Origin of the sequence: Enterobacter sp. JS8-1, from assembly GCF_049187015.1 — a bacterium.
Taxonomy (GTDB): Bacteria; Pseudomonadota; Gammaproteobacteria; order Enterobacterales; family Enterobacteriaceae; genus Enterobacter; species Enterobacter mori.
On record NZ_CP185805.1, the window covers coordinates 1,928,057 to 1,946,391 of the forward strand.

General features: G+C 54.1%; 19 protein-coding genes. 10 read left to right on the plus strand and 9 right to left on the minus strand.

Annotated features, from left to right (window positions below):
* Positions 1-256: 256 nt before the first annotated feature.
* Positions 257-814: an environmental stress-induced protein Ves gene (gene ves, locus ACOQH0_RS09115; RefSeq protein WP_108416801.1), complete on the plus strand. Its 558-nt coding sequence runs from the start codon at positions 257-259 to the stop codon at positions 812-814.
* On the opposite strand, the gene cho is transcribed toward ves, so the two are convergent.
* Together cho and nadE are read right to left on the minus strand one after the other, a co-directional pair.
* Positions 792-1,670, minus strand: a complete 879-nt coding sequence (cho, locus tag ACOQH0_RS09120; protein WP_089599112.1) for an excinuclease Cho — start codon at positions 1,668-1,670, stop codon at positions 792-794. The genes ves and cho overlap by 23 nt on opposite strands.
* A gap of 166 nt (positions 1,671-1,836) precedes the next feature.
* Entirely contained in the window at positions 1,837-2,664 is an 828-nt protein-coding gene (nadE, locus tag ACOQH0_RS09125) for an ammonia-dependent NAD(+) synthetase (protein WP_089599097.1), read from the minus strand.
* A gap of 232 nt (positions 2,665-2,896) precedes the next feature.
* On the opposite strand from nadE, the gene osmE reads away from it, so the two are divergent.
* The 7 genes from osmE to chbG all read left to right on the plus strand — a co-directional run bounded on the left by osmE (position 2,897) and on the right by chbG (position 8,748).
* Positions 2,897-3,241, plus strand: coding sequence for an osmotically-inducible lipoprotein OsmE (gene osmE / locus ACOQH0_RS09130; protein ID WP_010430142.1), 345 nt, complete (start codon positions 2,897-2,899; stop codon positions 3,239-3,241).
* Between the two features lie 280 nt (positions 3,242-3,521).
* Positions 3,522-3,839: a PTS N,N'-diacetylchitobiose transporter subunit IIB gene (chbB, locus tag ACOQH0_RS09135; RefSeq protein WP_421512063.1), complete on the plus strand. Its 318-nt coding sequence runs from the start codon at positions 3,522-3,524 to the stop codon at positions 3,837-3,839.
* A gap of 80 nt (positions 3,840-3,919) precedes the next feature.
* Positions 3,920-5,278 carry a PTS N,N'-diacetylchitobiose transporter subunit IIC gene (chbC, locus tag ACOQH0_RS09140; RefSeq protein ID WP_010430146.1) on the plus strand — a complete coding sequence of 453 codons (1,359 nt, stop codon included), beginning with the start codon at positions 3,920-3,922 and terminating at the stop codon, positions 5,276-5,278.
* A gap of 47 nt (positions 5,279-5,325) precedes the next feature.
* Positions 5,326-5,673 (plus strand): PTS N,N'-diacetylchitobiose transporter subunit IIA, encoded by a 348-nt coding sequence (gene chbA, locus ACOQH0_RS09145; protein ID WP_010430147.1) that lies wholly within the window; start codon positions 5,326-5,328, stop codon positions 5,671-5,673.
* A 29-nt stretch (positions 5,674-5,702) separates the two neighbouring features.
* On the plus strand, positions 5,703-6,521 hold the full coding sequence (gene chbR / locus ACOQH0_RS09150) for a transcriptional regulator ChbR (protein WP_089599099.1): 819 nt from the start codon (positions 5,703-5,705) through the stop codon (positions 6,519-6,521).
* Positions 6,522-6,631: 110 nt separating this feature from the next.
* Positions 6,632-7,987: a 6-phospho-beta-glucosidase gene (locus ACOQH0_RS09155; protein ID WP_089599100.1), complete on the plus strand. Its 1,356-nt coding sequence runs from the start codon at positions 6,632-6,634 to the stop codon at positions 7,985-7,987.
* 11 nt (positions 7,988-7,998) lie between these two features.
* Complete coding sequence (chbG, locus tag ACOQH0_RS09160; protein ID WP_109081003.1) at positions 7,999-8,748, plus strand: chitin disaccharide deacetylase; 750 nt, start codon at positions 7,999-8,001, stop codon at positions 8,746-8,748.
* A 134-nt stretch (positions 8,749-8,882) separates the two neighbouring features.
* Here the strand turns inward: chbG and ACOQH0_RS09165 are convergent, their stop codons facing one another.
* Positions 8,883-10,025: an IS481 family transposase gene (locus ACOQH0_RS09165; protein ID WP_421510610.1), complete on the minus strand. Its 1,143-nt coding sequence runs from the start codon at positions 10,023-10,025 to the stop codon at positions 8,883-8,885.
* Positions 10,026-10,168: 143 nt separating this feature from the next.
* Positions 10,169-12,418 carry a catalase HPII gene (gene katE, locus ACOQH0_RS09170; protein WP_421512064.1) on the minus strand — a complete coding sequence of 750 codons (2,250 nt, stop codon included), beginning with the start codon at positions 12,416-12,418 and terminating at the stop codon, positions 10,169-10,171.
* A gap of 203 nt (positions 12,419-12,621) precedes the next feature.
* Here katE and cedA point away from each other — a divergent pair, with 203 nt between their 5' ends.
* Positions 12,622-12,861: a cell division activator CedA gene (cedA, locus tag ACOQH0_RS09175; RefSeq protein ID WP_010426120.1), complete on the plus strand. Its 240-nt coding sequence runs from the start codon at positions 12,622-12,624 to the stop codon at positions 12,859-12,861.
* 48 nt (positions 12,862-12,909) lie between these two features.
* Here cedA and tcyP read toward each other — a convergent pair whose 3' ends face one another.
* The 4 genes from tcyP to hxpB form a co-directional block, all read right to left on the minus strand.
* Positions 12,910-14,301 carry a cystine/sulfocysteine:cation symporter gene (gene tcyP / locus ACOQH0_RS09180; RefSeq protein WP_420985546.1) on the minus strand — a complete coding sequence of 464 codons (1,392 nt, stop codon included), beginning with the start codon at positions 14,299-14,301 and terminating at the stop codon, positions 12,910-12,912.
* 127 nt (positions 14,302-14,428) lie between these two features.
* The gene (locus ACOQH0_RS09185) at positions 14,429-15,019 is read right to left on the minus strand and encodes a metal-dependent hydrolase (RefSeq protein WP_010426116.1); all 591 of its coding nucleotides are present in this window, start codon (positions 15,017-15,019) and stop codon (positions 14,429-14,431) included.
* A gap of 94 nt (positions 15,020-15,113) precedes the next feature.
* The gene (kduD, locus tag ACOQH0_RS09190; RefSeq protein ID WP_010426114.1) at positions 15,114-15,875 is read right to left on the minus strand and encodes a 2-dehydro-3-deoxy-D-gluconate 5-dehydrogenase KduD; all 762 of its coding nucleotides are present in this window, start codon (positions 15,873-15,875) and stop codon (positions 15,114-15,116) included.
* 128 nt (positions 15,876-16,003) lie between these two features.
* Positions 16,004-16,675: a hexitol phosphatase HxpB gene (hxpB, locus tag ACOQH0_RS09195; RefSeq protein WP_042714491.1), complete on the minus strand. Its 672-nt coding sequence runs from the start codon at positions 16,673-16,675 to the stop codon at positions 16,004-16,006.
* A 148-nt stretch (positions 16,676-16,823) separates the two neighbouring features.
* On the opposite strand from hxpB, the gene ACOQH0_RS09200 reads away from it, so the two are divergent.
* Entirely contained in the window at positions 16,824-17,360 is a 537-nt protein-coding gene (locus ACOQH0_RS09200) for a YniB family protein (RefSeq protein WP_010426111.1), read from the plus strand.
* 29 nt (positions 17,361-17,389) lie between these two features.
* Here the strand turns inward: ACOQH0_RS09200 and ACOQH0_RS09205 are convergent, their stop codons facing one another.
* On the minus strand, positions 17,390-18,250 hold the full coding sequence (locus ACOQH0_RS09205) for a fructosamine kinase family protein (protein ID WP_010430160.1): 861 nt from the start codon (positions 18,248-18,250) through the stop codon (positions 17,390-17,392).
* Positions 18,251-18,335: the final 85 nt, after the last annotated feature.

Consider the following 18,335-nt stretch of genomic DNA (forward strand, 5'->3'; position numbering starts at 1 on the left):
TCACCCTCTTAAGACCGCCGGGATCCTGTTCACATAAGCAAAAACGCTGTGGACAGGACCGGCGGTTTTTTCTTTCTGCCCACCTCTTGCCTGCCGCCGCCAGCGCGGTATTCTCCTGTAGTCGCGTCAGAGATTTACTAAGGTTTGCCCACTCTGCTGCCGATAATACGTCTGTAGATTTCCAACGATAATAAACAAGACAGCAATGACAGCGATGTCTTTGCCCTGGCGCAGGTTGCGCCCCTCAGGAGTGGTGATGGAGTTCTTTGATATCCGTAAGATGCCGGTCAGTCTCTGGCGTAATGGCGCTGGCGAAACACGCGAAATATGTTGTTTTCCTCCCGCTACGCGTGATTTTTACTGGCGCGCCAGCATTGCCTCTATTGCCAGCAATGGCGAGTTCTCGTCGTTTCCCGGCGTCGATCGGGTGATCACCCTGCTGGAAGGGGGAGAGGTCACGCTGGATGCCGGTCAGGCATTTTTCCATACGCTGAAACATCACCAGCCCTACAGTTTTGCCGGCGATCTGCCGGTGAAAGCGCTGCTGACGGATGGGCAGATGTCGATGGATTTCAATATTATGACCCGGCGGGATTGCTGCCAGGCGAAGGTTCGCGTCGCGGATCGGACCTTCACCACCTATGGCTCCCGCGGTGGCGTGATATTTGTGTTAAGCGGGGCATGGCAGCTTGGCGAAAAATTGCTGACGGCGGATCAAGGGGCCAGCTGGGAGGAGGGCACGCATACCCTCCGGCTGCTGGAATCTACAGGAACGCTGTTGTTCAGTGAAATTACGTGGCTGCCAGGTCATTAAGCGAGATGATCTCGTACTTGCCGGTTAACACGGGTTTACAGAGTATTTTGTAGCCGTCGTGGTCGAATCCGGCGGGGGTACGCAGCAGGGTTGCGGCGTCTTGCAACGTATCAACGGCGCCCAGCCAAAGCCAGTTGTGGACGATGTGATACTGCGTCATCAATTCACCCACTTCCTTCAGGGCAACGGCACCCTCCCATGGCCAGCATTTGACGCTGATGGCCGCCAGCCCGGCGAGCAGTCGGGCATTATGTTCCTCGACGCTCTCTTTCCCACAACAGGCACCCGCGCAGCGTTTCAGCGCCGAGCGGAAACAGGCGCGACCGCGCGTGGTGCCTTCTAATCCTAAAAGGCTGTAGCAAAGCTGTAAATCGTCGGCGAGCGCCTGCAAAGCCTGCAGTGCCGCGCGTTTATTGGCGAACAGGCCATAGAGGTTCGGCTCATGGGAAAAATCAACCTCACGGGCGTACACAACCTGTGGTTTGCCGTTGCTGATCTGCAAGGAACAGAGCTGGCGATTGCGCCGAAGTCGCTTATTGAACAGCGGCTGCTGCTCTTTTATCAATCGGGCTTCCAGCAATAGCGCGCCCATTTCACCCGCAGTCGGAAACCAGGTGATGCGTCTCGACTGGCGGAGCATCGCGGCTTCGTCCGGCGTGCGCAAATGGGATAATACCCGGCTGCGAATATTCACGCTTTTACCGATATAGAGCGGAAGGGTGTCGCTTTCGCCGTGAAAGATGTACACACCCGGCTGTTTAGGCAACGCTTCAAGCCAGGGGCGAAGATGTTCGGGATATTCATAAATAGCCGCCGCTTCAAACTCAAGACGCGGGGCAGATTGACGCCTGCTCACATACTGCTCCATATACTGTTCAGGTATACAGTGTAGCAGGTGTGTTGTGGTTAAAAAAGAGCCGGGTGGCCTGATGTCCTCACCCCAACCAGGACGTGCGGACTGATGCCCTCACCCCAACCCTCTCCCACAGGAGAGGGCGCAAACACTAGGTTACCGTTCTGCTTTATTTTTTCCAGAAGTCGTCAAACACCGTAATCGGCGTGTGACGCTTGTGTTCGGTTTTCAGGTACCAGCCTTCAATAATCTTCGCGGTACCTTCATCCAGCTGTTTGCCTTCCAGATAGTCGTCAATATTGTCATAGGTCACGCCCAGTGCGGCTTCATCCGGCAGGGAAGGGCGATCGTCTTCCAGATCGGCGGTTGGCGCCTTCTTGTATAAATGCTCCGGGCAGCCAAGTGCGGCGAGAAGCTGTTTACCCTGACGCTTGTTGAGGCGGAAGATCGGATTAATGTCGGTGCCGCCGTCGCCGTATTTGGTAAAGAAACCGGTGACCGCTTCCGCTGCGTGATCGGTGCCGACAACAACACCTTTGGTCATGCCCGCAATGCTGTACTGCGCTTTCATACGCTCACGCGCTTTTTCGTTGCCGCGTACGAAATCGCTCAGCTCGATACCGGCTTCGCGCAGCGCCTGCTCGCTCGCCAGCACGGAACCTTTAATGTTCACGGTCAGAACACGGTCGGGCTGAATGAAGGTAATCGCGTCCTGGCAATCTTGTTCGTCGGCCTGCACACCATAAGGAAGGCGCACGGCGATAAACTGCAGCGCATTATCACCCGTTTCTTCACGCAGCTCTGAAATGGCCATCTGGCACAGTTTGCCGGTCAGCGTAGAGTCCTGGCCGCCGCTGATGCCCAGCACCAGTGACTTCAGGAAAGCGTTTGTTTTTAGGTAGGACTTCAAAAAATCAACGCTTCGGCGGATCTCTTCATTTGCATCTACTGCAGGTTTCGCGCCCAGCGCCTGGATAATCTGTTGTTGCAGAGCCATTACGCCCTCCCTATGCAGAACGAGACAGAAAAATGTTATCTGTTAAAACTAACCCTTTGGGCGGAAAACGACAAGGATCACAGTTTCGAGTGCGCTAAATTGCGCCGCTTTAGCAGCTTATCGTTGTTTTATTAGAATTTTCCGAAATTCGTGTGGCGTAACTCGCAAAGTTGAACAATAGTATTTTTTATCCCATGCTTAGTTAACACGCTGATAAACAAGAGGACGGAATATGAACAAGAACGTAGCAGGAATTTTAAGCGCAGCGGCGGTACTGACTATGCTGGCAGGGTGTACGGCTTACGATCGCACCAAAGATCAGTTTACTCAGCCAGTTGTAAAAGACGTCAAAAAAGGGATGACACGTTCGCAGGTTGCTGCAATTGCAGGTAAACCTTCTTCTGAAGTCACCATGATTCATGCTAAGGGAACCTGTCAGACCTACATACTGGGTCAACGTGATGGTAAGGCAGAGACCTACTTTGTCGCGCTGGATGATACCGGTCATGTGATTAACTCCGGCTATCAGACCTGTGCAGAATACGACACCGATCCACAGGCCCCTAAGGCGCAGTAACCGCGCTTGCCTGAGGATCTTAACTAACCGGCCTGGTGGCCGGTTTTTTTATGCATACGTAAATCTTATTTCTTTGCGCGAATTATTTGCCCGAAATGTGAAGAGAGTCAACAAGCCAGGTCAATGAGAGACAATTTGACCCTATCCAGAATTATCCCCTCCTTGTACCATTGCGTATACTCGTTTCAACGACAAACAACAGTAAGCAACCTACCCGTCAGCCGGGATAGCAAGTCGAGTGATAGCGCGACGGCGGGGGGCACACAAGAGGGAAGTTATTATGGAAAAGAAACATATCTATCTGTTCTGTTCTGCGGGCATGTCAACCTCACTTCTGGTTTCCAAGATGCGTGCGCAGGCCGAAAAGTATGAAGTTCCTGTGGTGATCGAGGCGTTTCCAGAGACGCTGGCGGGCGAAAAGGGCCAGTCAGCAGATGTTATTTTACTGGGGCCGCAAATCGCTTATATGTTGCCAGAAATTCAGCGTTTGCTGCCTCATAAACCGGTCGAAGTCATCGACTCGGGGCTGTACGGTAAGATTGATGGTTTAGGTGTATTAAAAGCTGCTGTTGCAGCCATTAAAAAAGCTGCTAATTAATTATTTATTTTTCCCGTCAAAGAGTTATTTCACACACAATACGCCGTAACATGCGTTACGGCATTTAAGGGTATTTTCCTATGAGTAAAGTCATCGCTTCACTTGAAAAGGTACTCCTTCCTTTTGCTGTTAAAATAGGAAAGCAGCCTCACGTTAATGCCATCAAAAACGGCTTTATTAAATTAATGCCGTTGACGCTGGCCGGGGCAATGTTCGTTTTAATTAACAACGTTTTTCTGAGCTTTGGTGAAGGTTCCTTCTTTTATTCATTAGGAATTCGGTTAGACGCTTCCACTATTGAAACCCTTAATGGTCTTAAAGCCATCGGCGGCAACGTATACAACGGCACGTTGGGTATTATGTCGCTGATGGCGCCTTTCTTTATCGGGATGGCGCTGGCTGAAGAGCGTAAAGTGGATCCTCTGGCCGCAGGTTTACTCTCTGTCGCAGCATTTATGACGGTTACCCCATACAGCGTCGGCGAGGCTTATGCTGTCGGTGCTAACTGGCTGGGTGGCGCTAATATTATTTCGGGTATTGTTATCGGTCTGGTCGTTGCGGAAATGTTCACGTTTATTATTCGCCGCAACTGGGTTATCCGTCTGCCGGATAGCGTACCGGCATCGGTATCTCGTTCATTTTCCGCGTTGATTCCAGGCTTCATTATTCTCTCCATTATGGGGATTATCGCCTGGGCGCTCTCTCACTGGGGTACAAACTTCCACCAGATCATTATGGACTCTATCTCTACGCCGCTGGCGTCAATGGGTGGAGTGGTGGGTTGGGCGTATGTCATCTTTACCTCCCTGCTGTGGTTCTTCGGCGTGCATGGTTCACTGGCACTGGCGGCGCTGGACAGCGGTATCATGACCCCTTGGGCACTGGAAAACGTTGCGCTTTATCAGCAGTACGGCTCCGTTGATGCGGCGCTGGCAGCCGGTAAAACCTTCCATGTGTGGGCGAAGCCGATGCTTGACTCCTATATCTTCCTGGGGGGTACCGGGGCGACGTTAGGTCTGATCATCGCGGTCTTTATTGTCTCTCGTCGTGCCGATCATCGTCAGGTGGCGAAGCTGGCGCTGCCGTCAGGCATCTTCCAGATTAACGAACCGATTCTGTTTGGTCTGCCAATCATCATGAACCCAGTGATGTTCATTCCATTCATCCTGGTGCAACCGCTGCTGGCGGCAATCACCCTGACCGCGTACTACCTGGGCATTATCCCACCGGTGACCAACATTGCACCGTGGACCATGCCAGCCGGTCTGGGCGCGTTCTTTAACACCAACGGTAGCGTCGCGGCCTTCCTGCTGGCGATATTCAACCTCGGGATTGCAACCCTGCTTTACATGCCATTCGTGGCAATAGCGAACAAAGCGGCAACCGTTATCGATGAAGAAGAGAGCGAAGAGGATATCGCCCTCGCACTGAAATTCTAAAATTGCACGGCGCGGGGCAACCCGCGCCAGCTAAAAGGAGCTTAACGATGTTAGATTTGGATAGTATTGTCGCAGACGAAACCGTAGAGAACGATCTGGAAGAAGTGGTGATGGGGCTTATCATCAACTCTGGACAGGCACGCAGCCTGGCATATGCCGCGCTGAAGCAGGCCAAGCAGGGTGATTTCGCCGCAGCAAAAACCATGATGGACCAGTCCCGTCTTGCACTGAATGAAGCGCATCTGGTGCAGACGAAGCTCATCGAAGGCGACCAGGGCGAAGGGAAAATGAAGGTGAGCCTGGTGCTGGTACATGCCCAGGATCATCTGATGACCTCCATGCTGGCGCGCGAGCTAGTGGCAGAGTTAATCGAGCTTCACGAGAAGATGCAGTAAGTCAGGTCAGGCAGCAGGAGGTCAGCACGATGGAAATTAAAACCGCACTTGAGCAGCAGCTGTTTAATGGCAAGAATTTTCACGTGGTTATTTACAACAAGACGGAGAGCGCCAGTGGACTGCACCAGCATGACTACTACGAGTTCACGATTGTTCTGACCGGCCGCTACTACCAGGAGATCAACGGTAAGCGCGTGTTACTGGAGCGCGGAGATTTTGTCTTCCTGCCGATGGGGTCCTATCATCAGAGCTTTTACGAGTTTGGTGCCACACGCATTCTGAATGTGGGCGTCAGCCGACGCTTCTTTGAGAAACATTATCTGCCGCTGGTACCGTTCTGCTTCGTGGCGTCACAGGTCTATCGCGTCAAAAACGAGTTCATGACCTGGATCGAAACGGTTATTGCCTCACTCAACTTCCGCGACAATGAGTTCGACGAGTTTATTGAAACCGTGACGTTTTATGTGATGAACCGCCTTCGCCATCATCGCGAAGAACAGCAGGTCATTGATGATATCCCACAGTGGCTTCGCAGTACCGTTGAGCTCATGCACGACAAAGGGCAATTCAGCGACAATGCCCTGGAAAATATGGTTTCGTTGTCGGGCAAGTCGCAGGAGTATTTAACCCGCGCGACGCAGCGTTATTATCGTAAAACGCCTGTGCAAATCATTAATGAAATCCGCATTAACTTTGCCAAGAAACAGCTGGAAATTACCAATTACTCTGTCACCGATATTGCTTATGAGTCAGGTTACAGTAGCCCCAGCCTGTTTATTAAAACGTTTAAGAAGTTTACTTCGTTCACACCAAACAGTTACCGCAAAAATCTGACGGTAATTAATTAATACCCGGCGATTTTATTCGCCACGAATATTGACGTAATTGCTTGCCCAAATAGCGGGAAGAGAACGCTATACCTTGCAGGCGGTTAACCTGATACGCTAAGGGAGATATTATGCAACAGAAATTAAAAGTCGTAACCATTGGTGGCGGCAGCAGCTATACCCCGGAATTACTGGAAGGTTTCCTGAAACGTTATCATGAATTACCGGTCAGCGAATTATGGCTGGTGGATGTAGAAGAAGGTCAGGAAAAGCTGAATATTATTTTCGACCTGTGTAAACGTATGGTTGAGAAAGCCGGTGTGCCATTGACCGTACATAAAACGCTGGATCGCCGTCTGGCGCTGAAAGATGCTGATTTCGTCACCACCCAGCTGCGCGTCGGCCAGCTGAAAGCACGCGAGCTGGATGAGCGTATTCCGCTGAGCCACGGCTATCTGGGACAGGAAACCAACGGTGCGGGCGGTCTGTTTAAAGGTCTGCGTACCATACCGGTGATTTTCGACATCATCAAAGACGTGGAAGAGATTTGCCCGAATGCGTGGGTGATTAACTTCACCAACCCGGCGGGAATGGTGACTGAGGCAGTCTATCGCCACACCGGTTTCAAACGCTTTATCGGCGTCTGTAATATCCCGATTGGCATGAAGATGTTTATCCGCGACGTGCTGGCGCTGACCGACAACGACGAGCTCTCCATCGATCTGTTCGGCCTGAACCACATGGTGTTTATCAAAGACGTGATCGTTAACGGCACGTCGCGCTTTGCCGAACTGCTCGACGGTGTTGCTTCAGGTCGACTGACCGCCGCATCCGTGAAGAACATTTTCGATCTGCCATTCAGTGAAGGGCTGATCCGCTCCCTGAACCTGCTGCCGTGCTCGTACCTGCTCTACTATTTCAAGCAGAAAGAGATGCTGGCTATCGAAATGGGCGAGTACTATAAAGGCGGCGCGCGTGCCCAGGTGGTACAAAAAGTTGAGAAGCAGCTGTTTGATTTGTATAAAGATCCAAATCTTAATGTTAAACCGAAAGAGCTGGAGCAGCGCGGCGGGGCATACTATTCCGATGCGGCCTGCGAAGTGATTAACGCCATTTACAACGACAAGCAGGCTGAGCACTACGTCAACGTGCCGCATCATGGCCACATTGATAATATCCCGGCTGACTGGGCCGTTGAGATGACCTGCATTCTGGGGCGCGATGGCGCGAAACCGCACCCGCGCATTACCCACTTTGACGACAAAGTGATGGGCCTGATCCACACCATTAAAGGCTTTGAGGTGGCAGCAAGCAATGCGGCGTTGAGCGGTGAACTGAATGATGTGCTTCTGGCCCTGAACCTCAGTCCGCTGGTGCACTCCGACCGTGATGCGGAGCAACTGGCGAGTGAGATGATCCTGGCGCATGAAAAATGGCTGCCAAACTTTGCTGCAACGGTTGAGAAACTGAAGTTCACCCACCGTTAAGAGGATGTACGATGGAAAACCTGCTGATCGTAAACGCCGATGATTTTGGCCTGTCGAAAGGGCAGAACTACGGCATCATTGAAGCCTGTCGTCGGGGTGTGGTGAGTTCAACCACGGCGTTGATTAACGGCGAGGCGGTTGAACATGCGGCTCAGCTAAGTCGGGACGTGCCCGAGCTGGGCGTGGGCATGCATTTTGTTCTGACGCTGGGTATGCCGCTTTCACCGATGCCGGGCCTGACGCGTGACGGACAGTTAGGGAAATGGATTTGGGAAATGGCAGAGCAGGACGCTCTGCCGCTCGAAGAGATTACCCGTGAACTGGATTGCCAGTTTAACCGCTTTGTTGATGTGTTTGGCAAGGAGCCGACGCACATCGACAGCCATCACCACGTGCACATGATCCCGGCGATTTTCCCGATTGTCGCGGAGTTTGCACAGCGTAAAGGCGTCGCGATCCGCGTGGATCGTGAGGTGCCCGGCGTGCCGGACTGCGCTGTGAAATCAACAGATGGATTCAGCAGTGCATTTTACGGCGACGAGATCGACGAAGCGCTGTTTCTGAAGGTGCTGGATGAGTCCGCCGCTCGCGGTGAAAAGTCCGTAGAGGTGATGGCGCACCCGGCATTTGTCGATAATACCGTGCGGAAAAGTGCCTACTGCTGGCCGCGTCTGGTGGAACTGGATGTGCTGACGTCGGCGTCGCTGAAGTATGCGATTGCCGAGCGCGGGTATCGGTTGGGGACGTTCAGAGATTTGTGAGTAAAAAAAGCCGGGTGGCGAGGTAAAAGCAAAACGGTAACCTCGGTTACCGTTTTTTGTGTTTTCTCCCTCTCCCGTGGGTGTACGGTCCGGGGACATGGTAGACAGGTGTTCGGGGACATGGTGAACACTTTTTAACATCCTTTACCCATGGTGATCGACTTTTTCTTCAGGTCGATCACCCCCACTTTCGTGCTGTACCACCACACCTCGTAGCTGCCGTCTTCCTGCGTCTCCTTCAGCCCGACCCGTTCTCCCCTGAACGCCTTGCCTGCGCTCAGACTTACCCCTTTCACGCTCAGCTTTCCGCTGATATCCACTTTCCTGACCATCACGCCCTCGTCGTATTCCGGGGGCGTGGTGTTGCCGCTGTATTGTCGTGCAGACGGCTTATACCGCGAGCCCGGTACCGCCATATCCAGCGCCTCATGCGGGCGTTCAAGGTTGTACACCGTCCGCCAGTGGTCGAAGGCGCGCTGCAGTTCACCCTCGCTCGCGAACCACTTGCCCTGCAGCACTTCCGCCTTCAGGCTGCGGTGAAAACGCTCCAGCTTGCCCTGCGTCTGCGGATGATAAGGCCGGGAATGCCCCACCCGGATACCGTGGCGCATCAGCCACAGCTCCAGCGCCGTCCAGGTGCCGGTGGTGTCTCCCCACGGTGAGCCGTTGTCCATCGTCATCCGGTCCGGCAGGCCGTAACGTTCAAACACGCTGACCAGTTGCTGCTGCACGGTCTCGCGCCGTTCATCGGTACAGTGCGCCAGGCACAGGGAAAAACGGGAATGGTCGTCCAGGAGGGTGAGCGGATGGCAGCGGCCACCGCCAAAGGGAAAGTGGCCCTTAAAGTCCATCTGCCAGAGGCGGTTCGGCGCGTCGTGTTCGAAGCGTCCCGTGGCGGGAATGCCCGGTGAAGTGCCCGGCAGCAGGCCGTGACGGGCCATCAGGTTATGGACGGTGCTGAAGGCGGGCATGGTGTGCCCCTGGTCTTCGAGCCAGCGCTTTATCTTGCGTGCGCCCCAGCGTTGATGGCGGTCATGGGCCATACGCAGCAGGGCAGTGATGTCGTCAGATGAGCGGTTAGGGGAATGGTGCGGTATGCGCGGGCGGTCCTGAAGGCCGGCAGCCCCTTCCTCCGCCCAGCGGCGAAGCCACTTGTAGCCGGTGGCCGGTGAAATGCCGAAGCGACGGCAGAGGGAACGGATGTTCGCCCCGTCCTGCGAGGCGAACAAAACAAACTCGGTACGTAATGACATGGTATCTCTCGCATCCCAGGGCATAAGCGACTCCATAAACGGGTTCTTATGCCTTAGTTGTAAGTGTCTACCATGTCCCCGAACAAGTGTTCACTATGTCCCCGGACCGTACAGTGGGAGAGGGACGGGGTGAGGGCATCAGGCCGCACAATCGAGTACGGCTTTTTTCACGCCGGAATCTGATCGATCTTACTGCTGCGCGACCAGACGCGGTGCGCAGCGAGTAAATCAAACAGCTTCGTCATAAAGGCATCGTCAACGTTATCTCCCTCGACAATGCCGTCCTCACCCTGATCGGCCACCTTCAGCTGCGCCTTAAACTGTCGCGCATCGCCTGCCAGGGCGATCGGTTTCAGGTGCTTATAGGCTTCCAGCAGATAATACACGGCGTCACCGTTGGTCAGCAGGCTGTCAATGTCCCCGCACGGCACAATCACCGCATCGACGGTCAGCGAAGGCGCCCCGGCAAAGGTCGCCGCCACCGGCAGCACGGAGCCATCATCGGCGGTCACTTCGCCCATACGGGAATAAAGCAGTTTCGCATGCACGCCCTGGGTTTTCAGCGCCTGCATAATCCCCTGCACGTCGCTGGCGCGGGTTTTATCGTTCAGCAGAATAGCGACCACGCGGCCCTTAATCGATCCGCCCGGTACGGCGTACAGGCTCAGAGACGGATCCTTTTTCAGCCCGTTAACGTCTTTCGGTGGAGCTGCGTTACGTTGCTCATCGGTCAGGGTAATACCAAGGTTATCGGCGACGCTCTGCGCCAGCTGGATATCGATTCGCGCCAGCTGATCGACCACGCGCTCGCGGATGTAAGTACGCACCACCTTGCTCAGCTCAAAGCTGAAGCCGCCGATGATATGCTGCTGCTCAATCGGGGTCTGGCTGTTCCAGAACAGGCGAGGATGGGCGTAATACTCACCGAAGGATGGGCTGCGTTCGCGAATTTTGGTCCCCTCGACGCGTTCCTGATACGACTCAAACCCGCCACGTTTCGGGCCCGGTGGTGTTTCACGCGGCCAGTTATCGTTGATCGAGTTCGGTTCGTAGTTCGCCGGGTTGGTGTCGATATCCTGGCGATGCATCCCATCGCGCTGGAAATTGTGATACGGGCAGGTAGGGCGGTTAATGGGGATTTCGTGGAAGTTCGGTCCGCCGAGACGGCTAATCTGCGTGTCGGTGTAGGAGAACAGACGACCCTGTAACAGCGGGTCGTTGGTGAAATCCAGCCCCGGCACGATATGCCCCGGGTGGAACGCGGCCTGTTCATTCTCGGCAAAGAAATTATCCGGATTACGGTTGAGCACCATTTTCCCTACCAGCTGAACCGGCACCAGTTCCTCAGGAATGAGTTTAGTCGGATCAAGCAGGTCGAAATCAAATTTGAACTCGTCCTCTTCCGGAATCAACTGTAACCCCAGTTCGTATTCCGGGAAGTCTCCGGCTTCAATGGATTCCCACAGCTCGCGGCGGTGGAAATCGGGATCGCGGCCAGTCAGCTTCTGCGCTTCATCCCACACCAGTGACGCTTTACCCGCCACAGGTTTCCAGTGGAAGCGCACGAAAGTGGCTTTGCCTTCCGCGTTAATCAGGCGGAAGGTGTGGATGCCAAACCCTTCCATGGTGCGATAGCTGCGCGGAATGCCGCGGTCTGACATTGCCCACATCACGTTGTGCAATGTTTCTGGCTGTAGCGAGACGTAGTCCCAGAAGGTGTCGTGCGCACTTTGTCCCTGCGGTATGGCCCAGTGGGGCTCCGGTTTTACCGCATGGACAAAGTCAGGAAATTTATGCGCATCCTGAATGAAAAACACCGGGGTATTGTTGCCGACCAGGTCGAAAATACCTTCTTCGGTATAAAATTTGGTGGCAAAGCCGCGGATATCGCGCACAGTGTCGGCCGAGCCTGCGCCACCCTGCACGGTAGAAAAGCGCACAAACACCGGGGTGATTTTATCCGGGTCGGAGAGGAAATCCGCTTTGGTAATGTCTTTCAGACTTTTATAGGGCTGGAAGTATCCGTGCGCAGCCGAGCCGCGCGCGTGAACGATGCGTTCCGGTATGCGCTCGTGGTCAAAATGGGTAATCTTTTCCCGCAGGATAAAGTCTTCCAGCAGCGTGGGGCCGCGATTACCGGCGCGCAGCGAGTTTTGATCGTCGGCGATGCGTACACCCTGATTGGTGGTCAGCGCATGGCCTTCGCCACCTTTACGGTGCCGGTCAAGAGATTTTAGCTTTTCGTTTTCCGCATCGGGTGATTTAACGCTCCCCGGTGCGGTAGGTTGTTCACCCGGGGCGGAAGGGCCTGGCGATGGCTGATGAGACCCGTCAGCAGGGGCGAGTGAGTCCATTCCCGGTTGCGATTCTTCAGTACCATGAATGGGGGACTGATGTGGTTTATCTTTGTTCGACATTGCACGATTCTCCTTGATTCATTGCTAAAAACCCTATTAAGGATAGAACAATGTCGTGAAATGGCTCGCGAACTAAGAGTTTTCACATGCGGTTGTTAACGAAAGGCGCTTTCGCTGCCATTCGGAGCGCGACGTGAGGTAGCAGAATCGGCTATCATACAATTTTCCTGCTTCAAGAATTTGCTTTAGTGAACCCGTCGCTTATGAAACCTCTTCGTCAACAAAACCGCCAGGTTATTAGCTATGTGCCCCGCGTTGAGCCCGCGCCGCCTGACCATGCCCTGAAAGTGGATGGTTTTCGCGACGTCTGGCAGTTACGGGGTAAATACGTGGCCTTTGTGCTGATCGGCGAACATTTCCGCCGCTCTCCCACGTTTACGGTGCCGGAGTCAGCGCAACGGTGGGCGATGCAGATCCGCCAGGATGAAGAGGTTGAAGAATAACAGCCATAAAAAAACCGCCATCAGGCGGTTTTTTTATTTCAACAGTGATTAACGGTGCGCCAGCTCGGCGTCGTCTTCACTGTCCAGAATCGCTTTGTCGGTCTGCTTCAGCCACTGGCTGGTTAGCGTACCGGCGGTCATGGAGCCACTCACGTTCAGCGCGGTACGTCCCATGTCGATCAGCGGTTCAACGGAGATCAGCAACGCAACCAGCGTCACAGGCAGACCCAGCGCGGGCAGCACAATCAGCGCGGCGAAGGTTGCACCACCACCGACACCCGCAACGCCTGCGGAGCTGATGGTCACAATGCCCACCAGGGTGGCAATCCACACCGGATCCAGCGGGTTGATACCCACAGTCGGCGCGACCATTACGGCCAGCATTGCCGGGTACAGACCCGCACAGCCGTTCTGTCCAATGGTGGCACCAAAGGAAGCAGAGAAGCTGGCGATGGACTCAGGAACGCCCAGGCGACGCGTTTGTGCTTCCACGTTCAGCGGAATAGACGCTGCACTGGAACGGCTGGTAAACGCGAAGGTCAGCACTGGCCACACTTTACGGAAGTATTTCAGCGGGCTGACGCCGTTAACGCCCAGCAGGATGCCGTGCACCACAAACATGATGCCCAGACCCAGGTAAGAGGCGACGACAAAGCTGCCCAGCTTGATGATGTCCTGCAGGTTTGATCCCGCAACCACTTTGGTCATCAGTGCCAGCACGCCGTAAGGCGTCAGCTGCATGACCAGACGGACCAGCTTCATTACCCAGCTCTGCAGGGTATCGATAGCGATCAGCACGCGTTCACCTTTTGGCGCATCGTCTTTCAGCAGCTTCAACGCAGCCACACCCAGGAACGCGGCGAAGATCACCACGCTGATGATGGAGGTTGGGCTTGCGCCGGTCAGGTCAGCAAACGGGTTTTTAGGAATAAAGGAGAGCACCATCTGCGGAACCGTCAGGTCGGCCACTTTGCCAACATAGTTGGTTTGAATCGCCGTCAGACGCGCGGTTTCAGCCGTACCCTGGACCAGGCCTTCAGCGGTCAGGCCAAACAGGTTGGTCACCAGCACGCCCACCAGCGCGGCAATCAGCGTGGTGAACAGCAGCGTACCAATAGTCAGGAAGCTGATTTTCCCCAGCTGAGTCGCATTATGCAGACGAGCAACTGCGCTCAGAATAGACGCGAACACCAGCGGCATCACAATCATCTGCAGCAGCTGCACGTAGCCGTTACCGACAATGTTGAACCATTGAATGGAGTCTTTCAGTACCGGGTTATCGGAGCCGTAAACAGCGTGTAATGCCAGACCAAAGGCCACACCCATGACCAGACCGACCAGCACTTTTTTCGCCAGGCTCCACTGTTTGTGGCGCGCCTGCGCGAGAAGCAATAGCAATACAACGAACACAATAATGTTCGCGATGAGTGGAAAATTCATCCCCGTTCTCCTGATTTATTATACGGCCGGTTTTTACCGATCCTGATGGCGCAAGGTTAGCAGAAGTGTGATGCAGCGCTTATATCCAAATGGAATGGTTTATGACAAACGGGATTATTTTGTTTGTTTACTGTTCAATCTGGTGATGAATGAAACGATTGAACTGAAATTGCAGCGAATTGATCATCTGCGATGACCAGCGAACTGCACCATTTTCGGGCAACGTCTGCGGCATCCAGACGGCGTACGCGAAGAGTGCCATGCACAAAACGCGCTCCAGCTGATTGCCTTTTTGCGGGGCGAGAATGGGAAAACGGAAACGCCACCGGCAGGGCCACAGGAGGGGGACACCGGCAGGCGTCAGCATATCGGCAAGAATATGACTTAAATAGCCGAGCACCATCCCCTGTATGGCATCTGCCGGCACTATCCAGCTTTCAGGCACTTTTAAATAGAACAGGGTAAGCAGGGCAAATACGGCCAGCAGGCTGTGGGTAAACCCACGATGGCCAAACGCTCTGGCAATGGGTTTGGCGATCCACTTCAACCGTTGTCCAAGAAACGACTTGGGGTGATCGATGTCCGGCAGGAGACAGGTTAATACGGCGGAAGGGACGATATGCCACCAGTCACCCTGTGCCAGCACAGGGGTCAGTTCAGCGTTTTTGGCAAACACTGCGCATGCAATTGAAAAAAGCAGGTGGCCTTCCGCCGTCATGATAAAACCCAACAAACTGTCAATTCATACAGTATAGGGTTTTTATACAGTGTGCGGAAGAGGTGACGGTGTAACTCTTTGTCACAAAGCGGCGTCAGCGCGCCAGCCAGCCACCGTCTACGGCCAGGGTGTGACCGTTGACATAATCCGATGCAGCAGAGGCAAGGAAAACAACCGGACCTTGCAAATCCTCCGGCAATCCCCAGCGCCCGGCCGGGATACGCTCCAGGATCGCCTGGCTACGCTGTTCATCATCGCGCAACTGCTGCGTGTTATTGGTCGCCATATAACCCGGCGCAATGGCGTTCACGTTGATGCCATGCGTAGCCCATTCGTTGGCTAGCAGGCGCGTGATACCCAGAACACCGCTTTTAGACGCGGTGTAAGAAGGCACGCGGATCCCCCCCTGGAATGAAAGCATCGAGGCAATATTGATGATTTTCCCACCCTGACCCTGCTGGATAAACTGTTTGGCCACCGCCTGAGAGAGGAAAAAAACCGATTTGAGATTCAGGTTAACAACATCGTCCCAGTCTTTTTCACTGAATGCCAGGGCATCCTCCCGACGTATGGTCCCGGCGTTATTCACCAGAATATCGACGCGTCCCATCTCGGCGACAGCGCTATCCACTACGCGCTGAATGCTCTCTTGTTGACCGAGATCGGCCCGAATCGCCATAAATCGACGCCCGAGAGCGGTGATGCGCGCGGCCGTTTCGTCGGGAACTTTACGGTTCACGCCAACAATATCGCATCCGGCTTGTGCGAGCGCCACGGCCATGCCCTGTCCCAGCCCGGTATCGCATCCCGTGACGATGGCCACTTTTCCTGAAAGAGTGAAGGACTCCAGTATCATACGCGCCTCAGAAGTAAGGTTATTGTCATTCTGAAGGTAAGAATAGGAGGTGAAAGCAGGAAATGCAATTAAATGAAACGATGTTTTATTTTTATTTCAGGCAGCGAAGGGCTGCCTGAAAGAGAAGGTCACTCGCCGCGCAGATGGGCAACCGTAAGGTCTTCCAGCGAGGCCAGTTTCACATCCGCCAGGGCAAAGCGGGGATCGTGGCGGCCTTCTTCGGCAGGCACAACGATAGAGCGCATGCGTGCGGCTTTGGAGGCCACCATGCCGTTAACGGAATCTTCCAGCGCCACGCAGGTGAGCGGATCCAGACCCAGTTTTGCGGCGCAGTCCATATAGACCTGAGGGTGCGGCTTGCTGTAGGGCAGTTTCTCGGCTGAGGCCAGCGCGTCGAAGCTGTCGCGCAGTTCGAACAGGGACAGCACTTTTTCCAGCATATGCAGCGGCGAAGCGGAGGCCAGCCCGACCTTCAATCCTTGCGCCTTGCACAGGGCGATCGCATCACGCACGCCCGGAAGCAGGGGCTTCTGCTCTTCAACCAGCGTAATGGCGCGGTTAATAATACGCGCGGTGACGTCGTCACGACCGGGGCCAACCCATGGCTGGTGGGCATACCAGAGGTCTACAACCATATCAATGCGAAGTCCCAGCGTATCAGGAAGCTCGTTCCGGCGGCTGATATCGACGCCGAGGCTCGCCATCACATCCAGTTCAGCCCGATCCCACAGCGGTTCGGAGTCAATCAGTAATCCGTCCATGTCAAAAATGGCGGCAAGTATTTGGCGCGGTGTCGACATCACAACGTCTCCTTATCTCAGGTGTTCGACAGACGATACGTGCTAAGCACAATCTGCAATTTAGCATAATGCTTTTAAAGAACGGGCGAAAATGATGGGCAGCAGGTAGACTTAGGCAAAAATAACGCGTCTTTTTGAAGGGGAACGAATGACGTATCAACAAGCTGGACGCATCGCTGTCTTAAAACGTATTGCCGGTTGGGCCATTTTTATTCCGGCTGTGATTTCCACGCTGATTTCCGTACTCAAATTTATGTACGATCACAGTGAAAAGCAGCCGGGTATCAATGCGGTAATGCTGGATTTCGCGCATGTGATGATTGAAATGATGCGTTTTAACACCCCGTTCTTAAACTTTTTCTGGTTTAACTCACCGACACCGAATTTTCATCAACAGGCGAATGTTGGCTTTTGGGTGATTTACGCGCTGATTTTTATCGCGATGGCATTGCAGGCATCAGGCGCGCGCATGAGTCGCCAGACGCGTTTTTTACGCGAAGGTGTGGAAGACCAGCTCATTCTTGAGCAGGCGAAAGGGCCGGACGGAATGAGCCGCGAGCAAATCGAATCCCGCATTGTTGTTCCGCGTCACACGATTTTCCTGCAGATTTTCCCGCTCTATGTATTACCGGTAGTCATCATCGTGGCCGGTTATTTCTTTTTCTCTCTGCTCGGTTTTATCTAGAGCCACAGCGGGTGGTGCATGACCGCCCGCTACGCCGCCAGTACCCGCTCCAGTGCGCGCTGCGCATTCACCAGATGTTGACCGCCAAACAGAATTGCCCGATTCAACAGGGTATAAAGTTGATACACCGGCTGGCGGTCGAGGAAGTCAGGCGGCAACGGCGAGACCGACTGGTATCCGTCATAAATCTGCGGCAGCTGTTCAGGATGCAGTGGTAGCATGGCGAGGTCGCACTCTCTGTCACCCCAGTAACAGGCAGGGTCGAAGATATAAGGGCCGTTCGGACCCAGCGCACAGTTATCTGACCACAAATCCCCGTGCAACAGTGAAGCCTGAGGCTGATGCGCGGCAAGACGCTGCTGCACGTGTTCGACAATCGCATCAATGTTGCCAAATTCCAGCCCTTTCTCTGCCGCCAGTTCCAGCTGCCAGCCAATACGTTGCTCTGCAAAGAAGATCGACCAGCGGCGTTGCCAGGCGTTCGGCTGTGGTGTGGTGGAGAGATCGTTGTCGAAATCGAGTCCAAACTGCGGTTGATCGCTCCACTGGTGCAATCGTGCTAGCTGCTGTCCAAGAATAAACGCGTTATGGGCATCCAGTGGGCGAGCGGGGAGATATTCCATGACCAGAAAACTGTAGTCGCGGTCACTGCCCACGGCCCAGACGTGCGGGACGGTGACCGTTTTGCTACGCGACAGCAGATCCAACTGATCGGCTTCGGCAGTGAAGATGGGGAGAAGTTCACGTTCATCGCATTTAACGAAGAGGTCGCGCCCCGCGTAGCGTAAATGCCACGCGGCGTGGATCTCACCGCCAGGCAGTTCATTACGCAGTTCAATTTCACCTTCACCTAATTGCTCGCTTAAAAGATGACTGATAGCCTGCCACATGATATCTCTCCCATGTTGTCTGCCAGATCATAAAGTTAGCGCAAAACGGCTGTTAAAAAATACGAACTAACGCACACCTGAGCGG

What these genes read in the sequence shown, in the direction of transcription:
- ACOQH0_RS09155 (WP_089599100.1), top strand. Translation starts at nt 6,632, where the DNA reads ATGCAACAGAAATTAAAAGTCGTAACCATTGGTGGCGGCAGCAGCTAT.
- ACOQH0_RS09205 (WP_010430160.1), bottom strand. Translation starts at nt 18,250, where the DNA reads ATGTGGCAGGCTATCAGTCATCTTTTAAGCGAGCAATTAGGTGAAGGT.
- ACOQH0_RS09200 (WP_010426111.1), top strand. Translation starts at nt 16,824, where the DNA reads ATGACGTATCAACAAGCTGGACGCATCGCTGTCTTAAAACGTATTGCC.
- cedA (WP_010426120.1), top strand. Translation starts at nt 12,622, where the DNA reads ATGAAACCTCTTCGTCAACAAAACCGCCAGGTTATTAGCTATGTGCCC.
- kduD (WP_010426114.1), bottom strand. Translation starts at nt 15,875, where the DNA reads ATGATACTGGAGTCCTTCACTCTTTCAGGAAAAGTGGCCATCGTCACG.
- ACOQH0_RS09185 (WP_010426116.1), bottom strand. Translation starts at nt 15,019, where the DNA reads ATGACGGCGGAAGGCCACCTGCTTTTTTCAATTGCATGCGCAGTGTTT.
- ACOQH0_RS09165 (WP_421510610.1), bottom strand. Translation starts at nt 10,025, where the DNA reads ATGCCCTGGGATGCGAGAGATACCATGTCATTACGTACCGAGTTTGTT.
- ves (WP_108416801.1), top strand. Translation starts at nt 257, where the DNA reads ATGGAGTTCTTTGATATCCGTAAGATGCCGGTCAGTCTCTGGCGTAAT.
- chbA (WP_010430147.1), top strand. Translation starts at nt 5,326, where the DNA reads ATGTTAGATTTGGATAGTATTGTCGCAGACGAAACCGTAGAGAACGAT.
- katE (WP_421512064.1), bottom strand. Translation starts at nt 12,418, where the DNA reads ATGTCGAACAAAGATAAACCACATCAGTCCCCCATTCATGGTACTGAA.
- nadE (WP_089599097.1), bottom strand. Translation starts at nt 2,664, where the DNA reads ATGGCTCTGCAACAACAGATTATCCAGGCGCTGGGCGCGAAACCTGCA.
- chbR (WP_089599099.1), top strand. Translation starts at nt 5,703, where the DNA reads ATGGAAATTAAAACCGCACTTGAGCAGCAGCTGTTTAATGGCAAGAAT.
- chbG (WP_109081003.1), top strand. Translation starts at nt 7,999, where the DNA reads ATGGAAAACCTGCTGATCGTAAACGCCGATGATTTTGGCCTGTCGAAA.
- osmE (WP_010430142.1), top strand. Translation starts at nt 2,897, where the DNA reads ATGAACAAGAACGTAGCAGGAATTTTAAGCGCAGCGGCGGTACTGACT.
- chbB (WP_421512063.1), top strand. Translation starts at nt 3,522, where the DNA reads ATGGAAAAGAAACATATCTATCTGTTCTGTTCTGCGGGCATGTCAACC.
- chbC (WP_010430146.1), top strand. Translation starts at nt 3,920, where the DNA reads ATGAGTAAAGTCATCGCTTCACTTGAAAAGGTACTCCTTCCTTTTGCT.
- tcyP (WP_420985546.1), bottom strand. Translation starts at nt 14,301, where the DNA reads ATGAATTTTCCACTCATCGCGAACATTATTGTGTTCGTTGTATTGCTA.
- hxpB (WP_042714491.1), bottom strand. Translation starts at nt 16,675, where the DNA reads ATGTCGACACCGCGCCAAATACTTGCCGCCATTTTTGACATGGACGGA.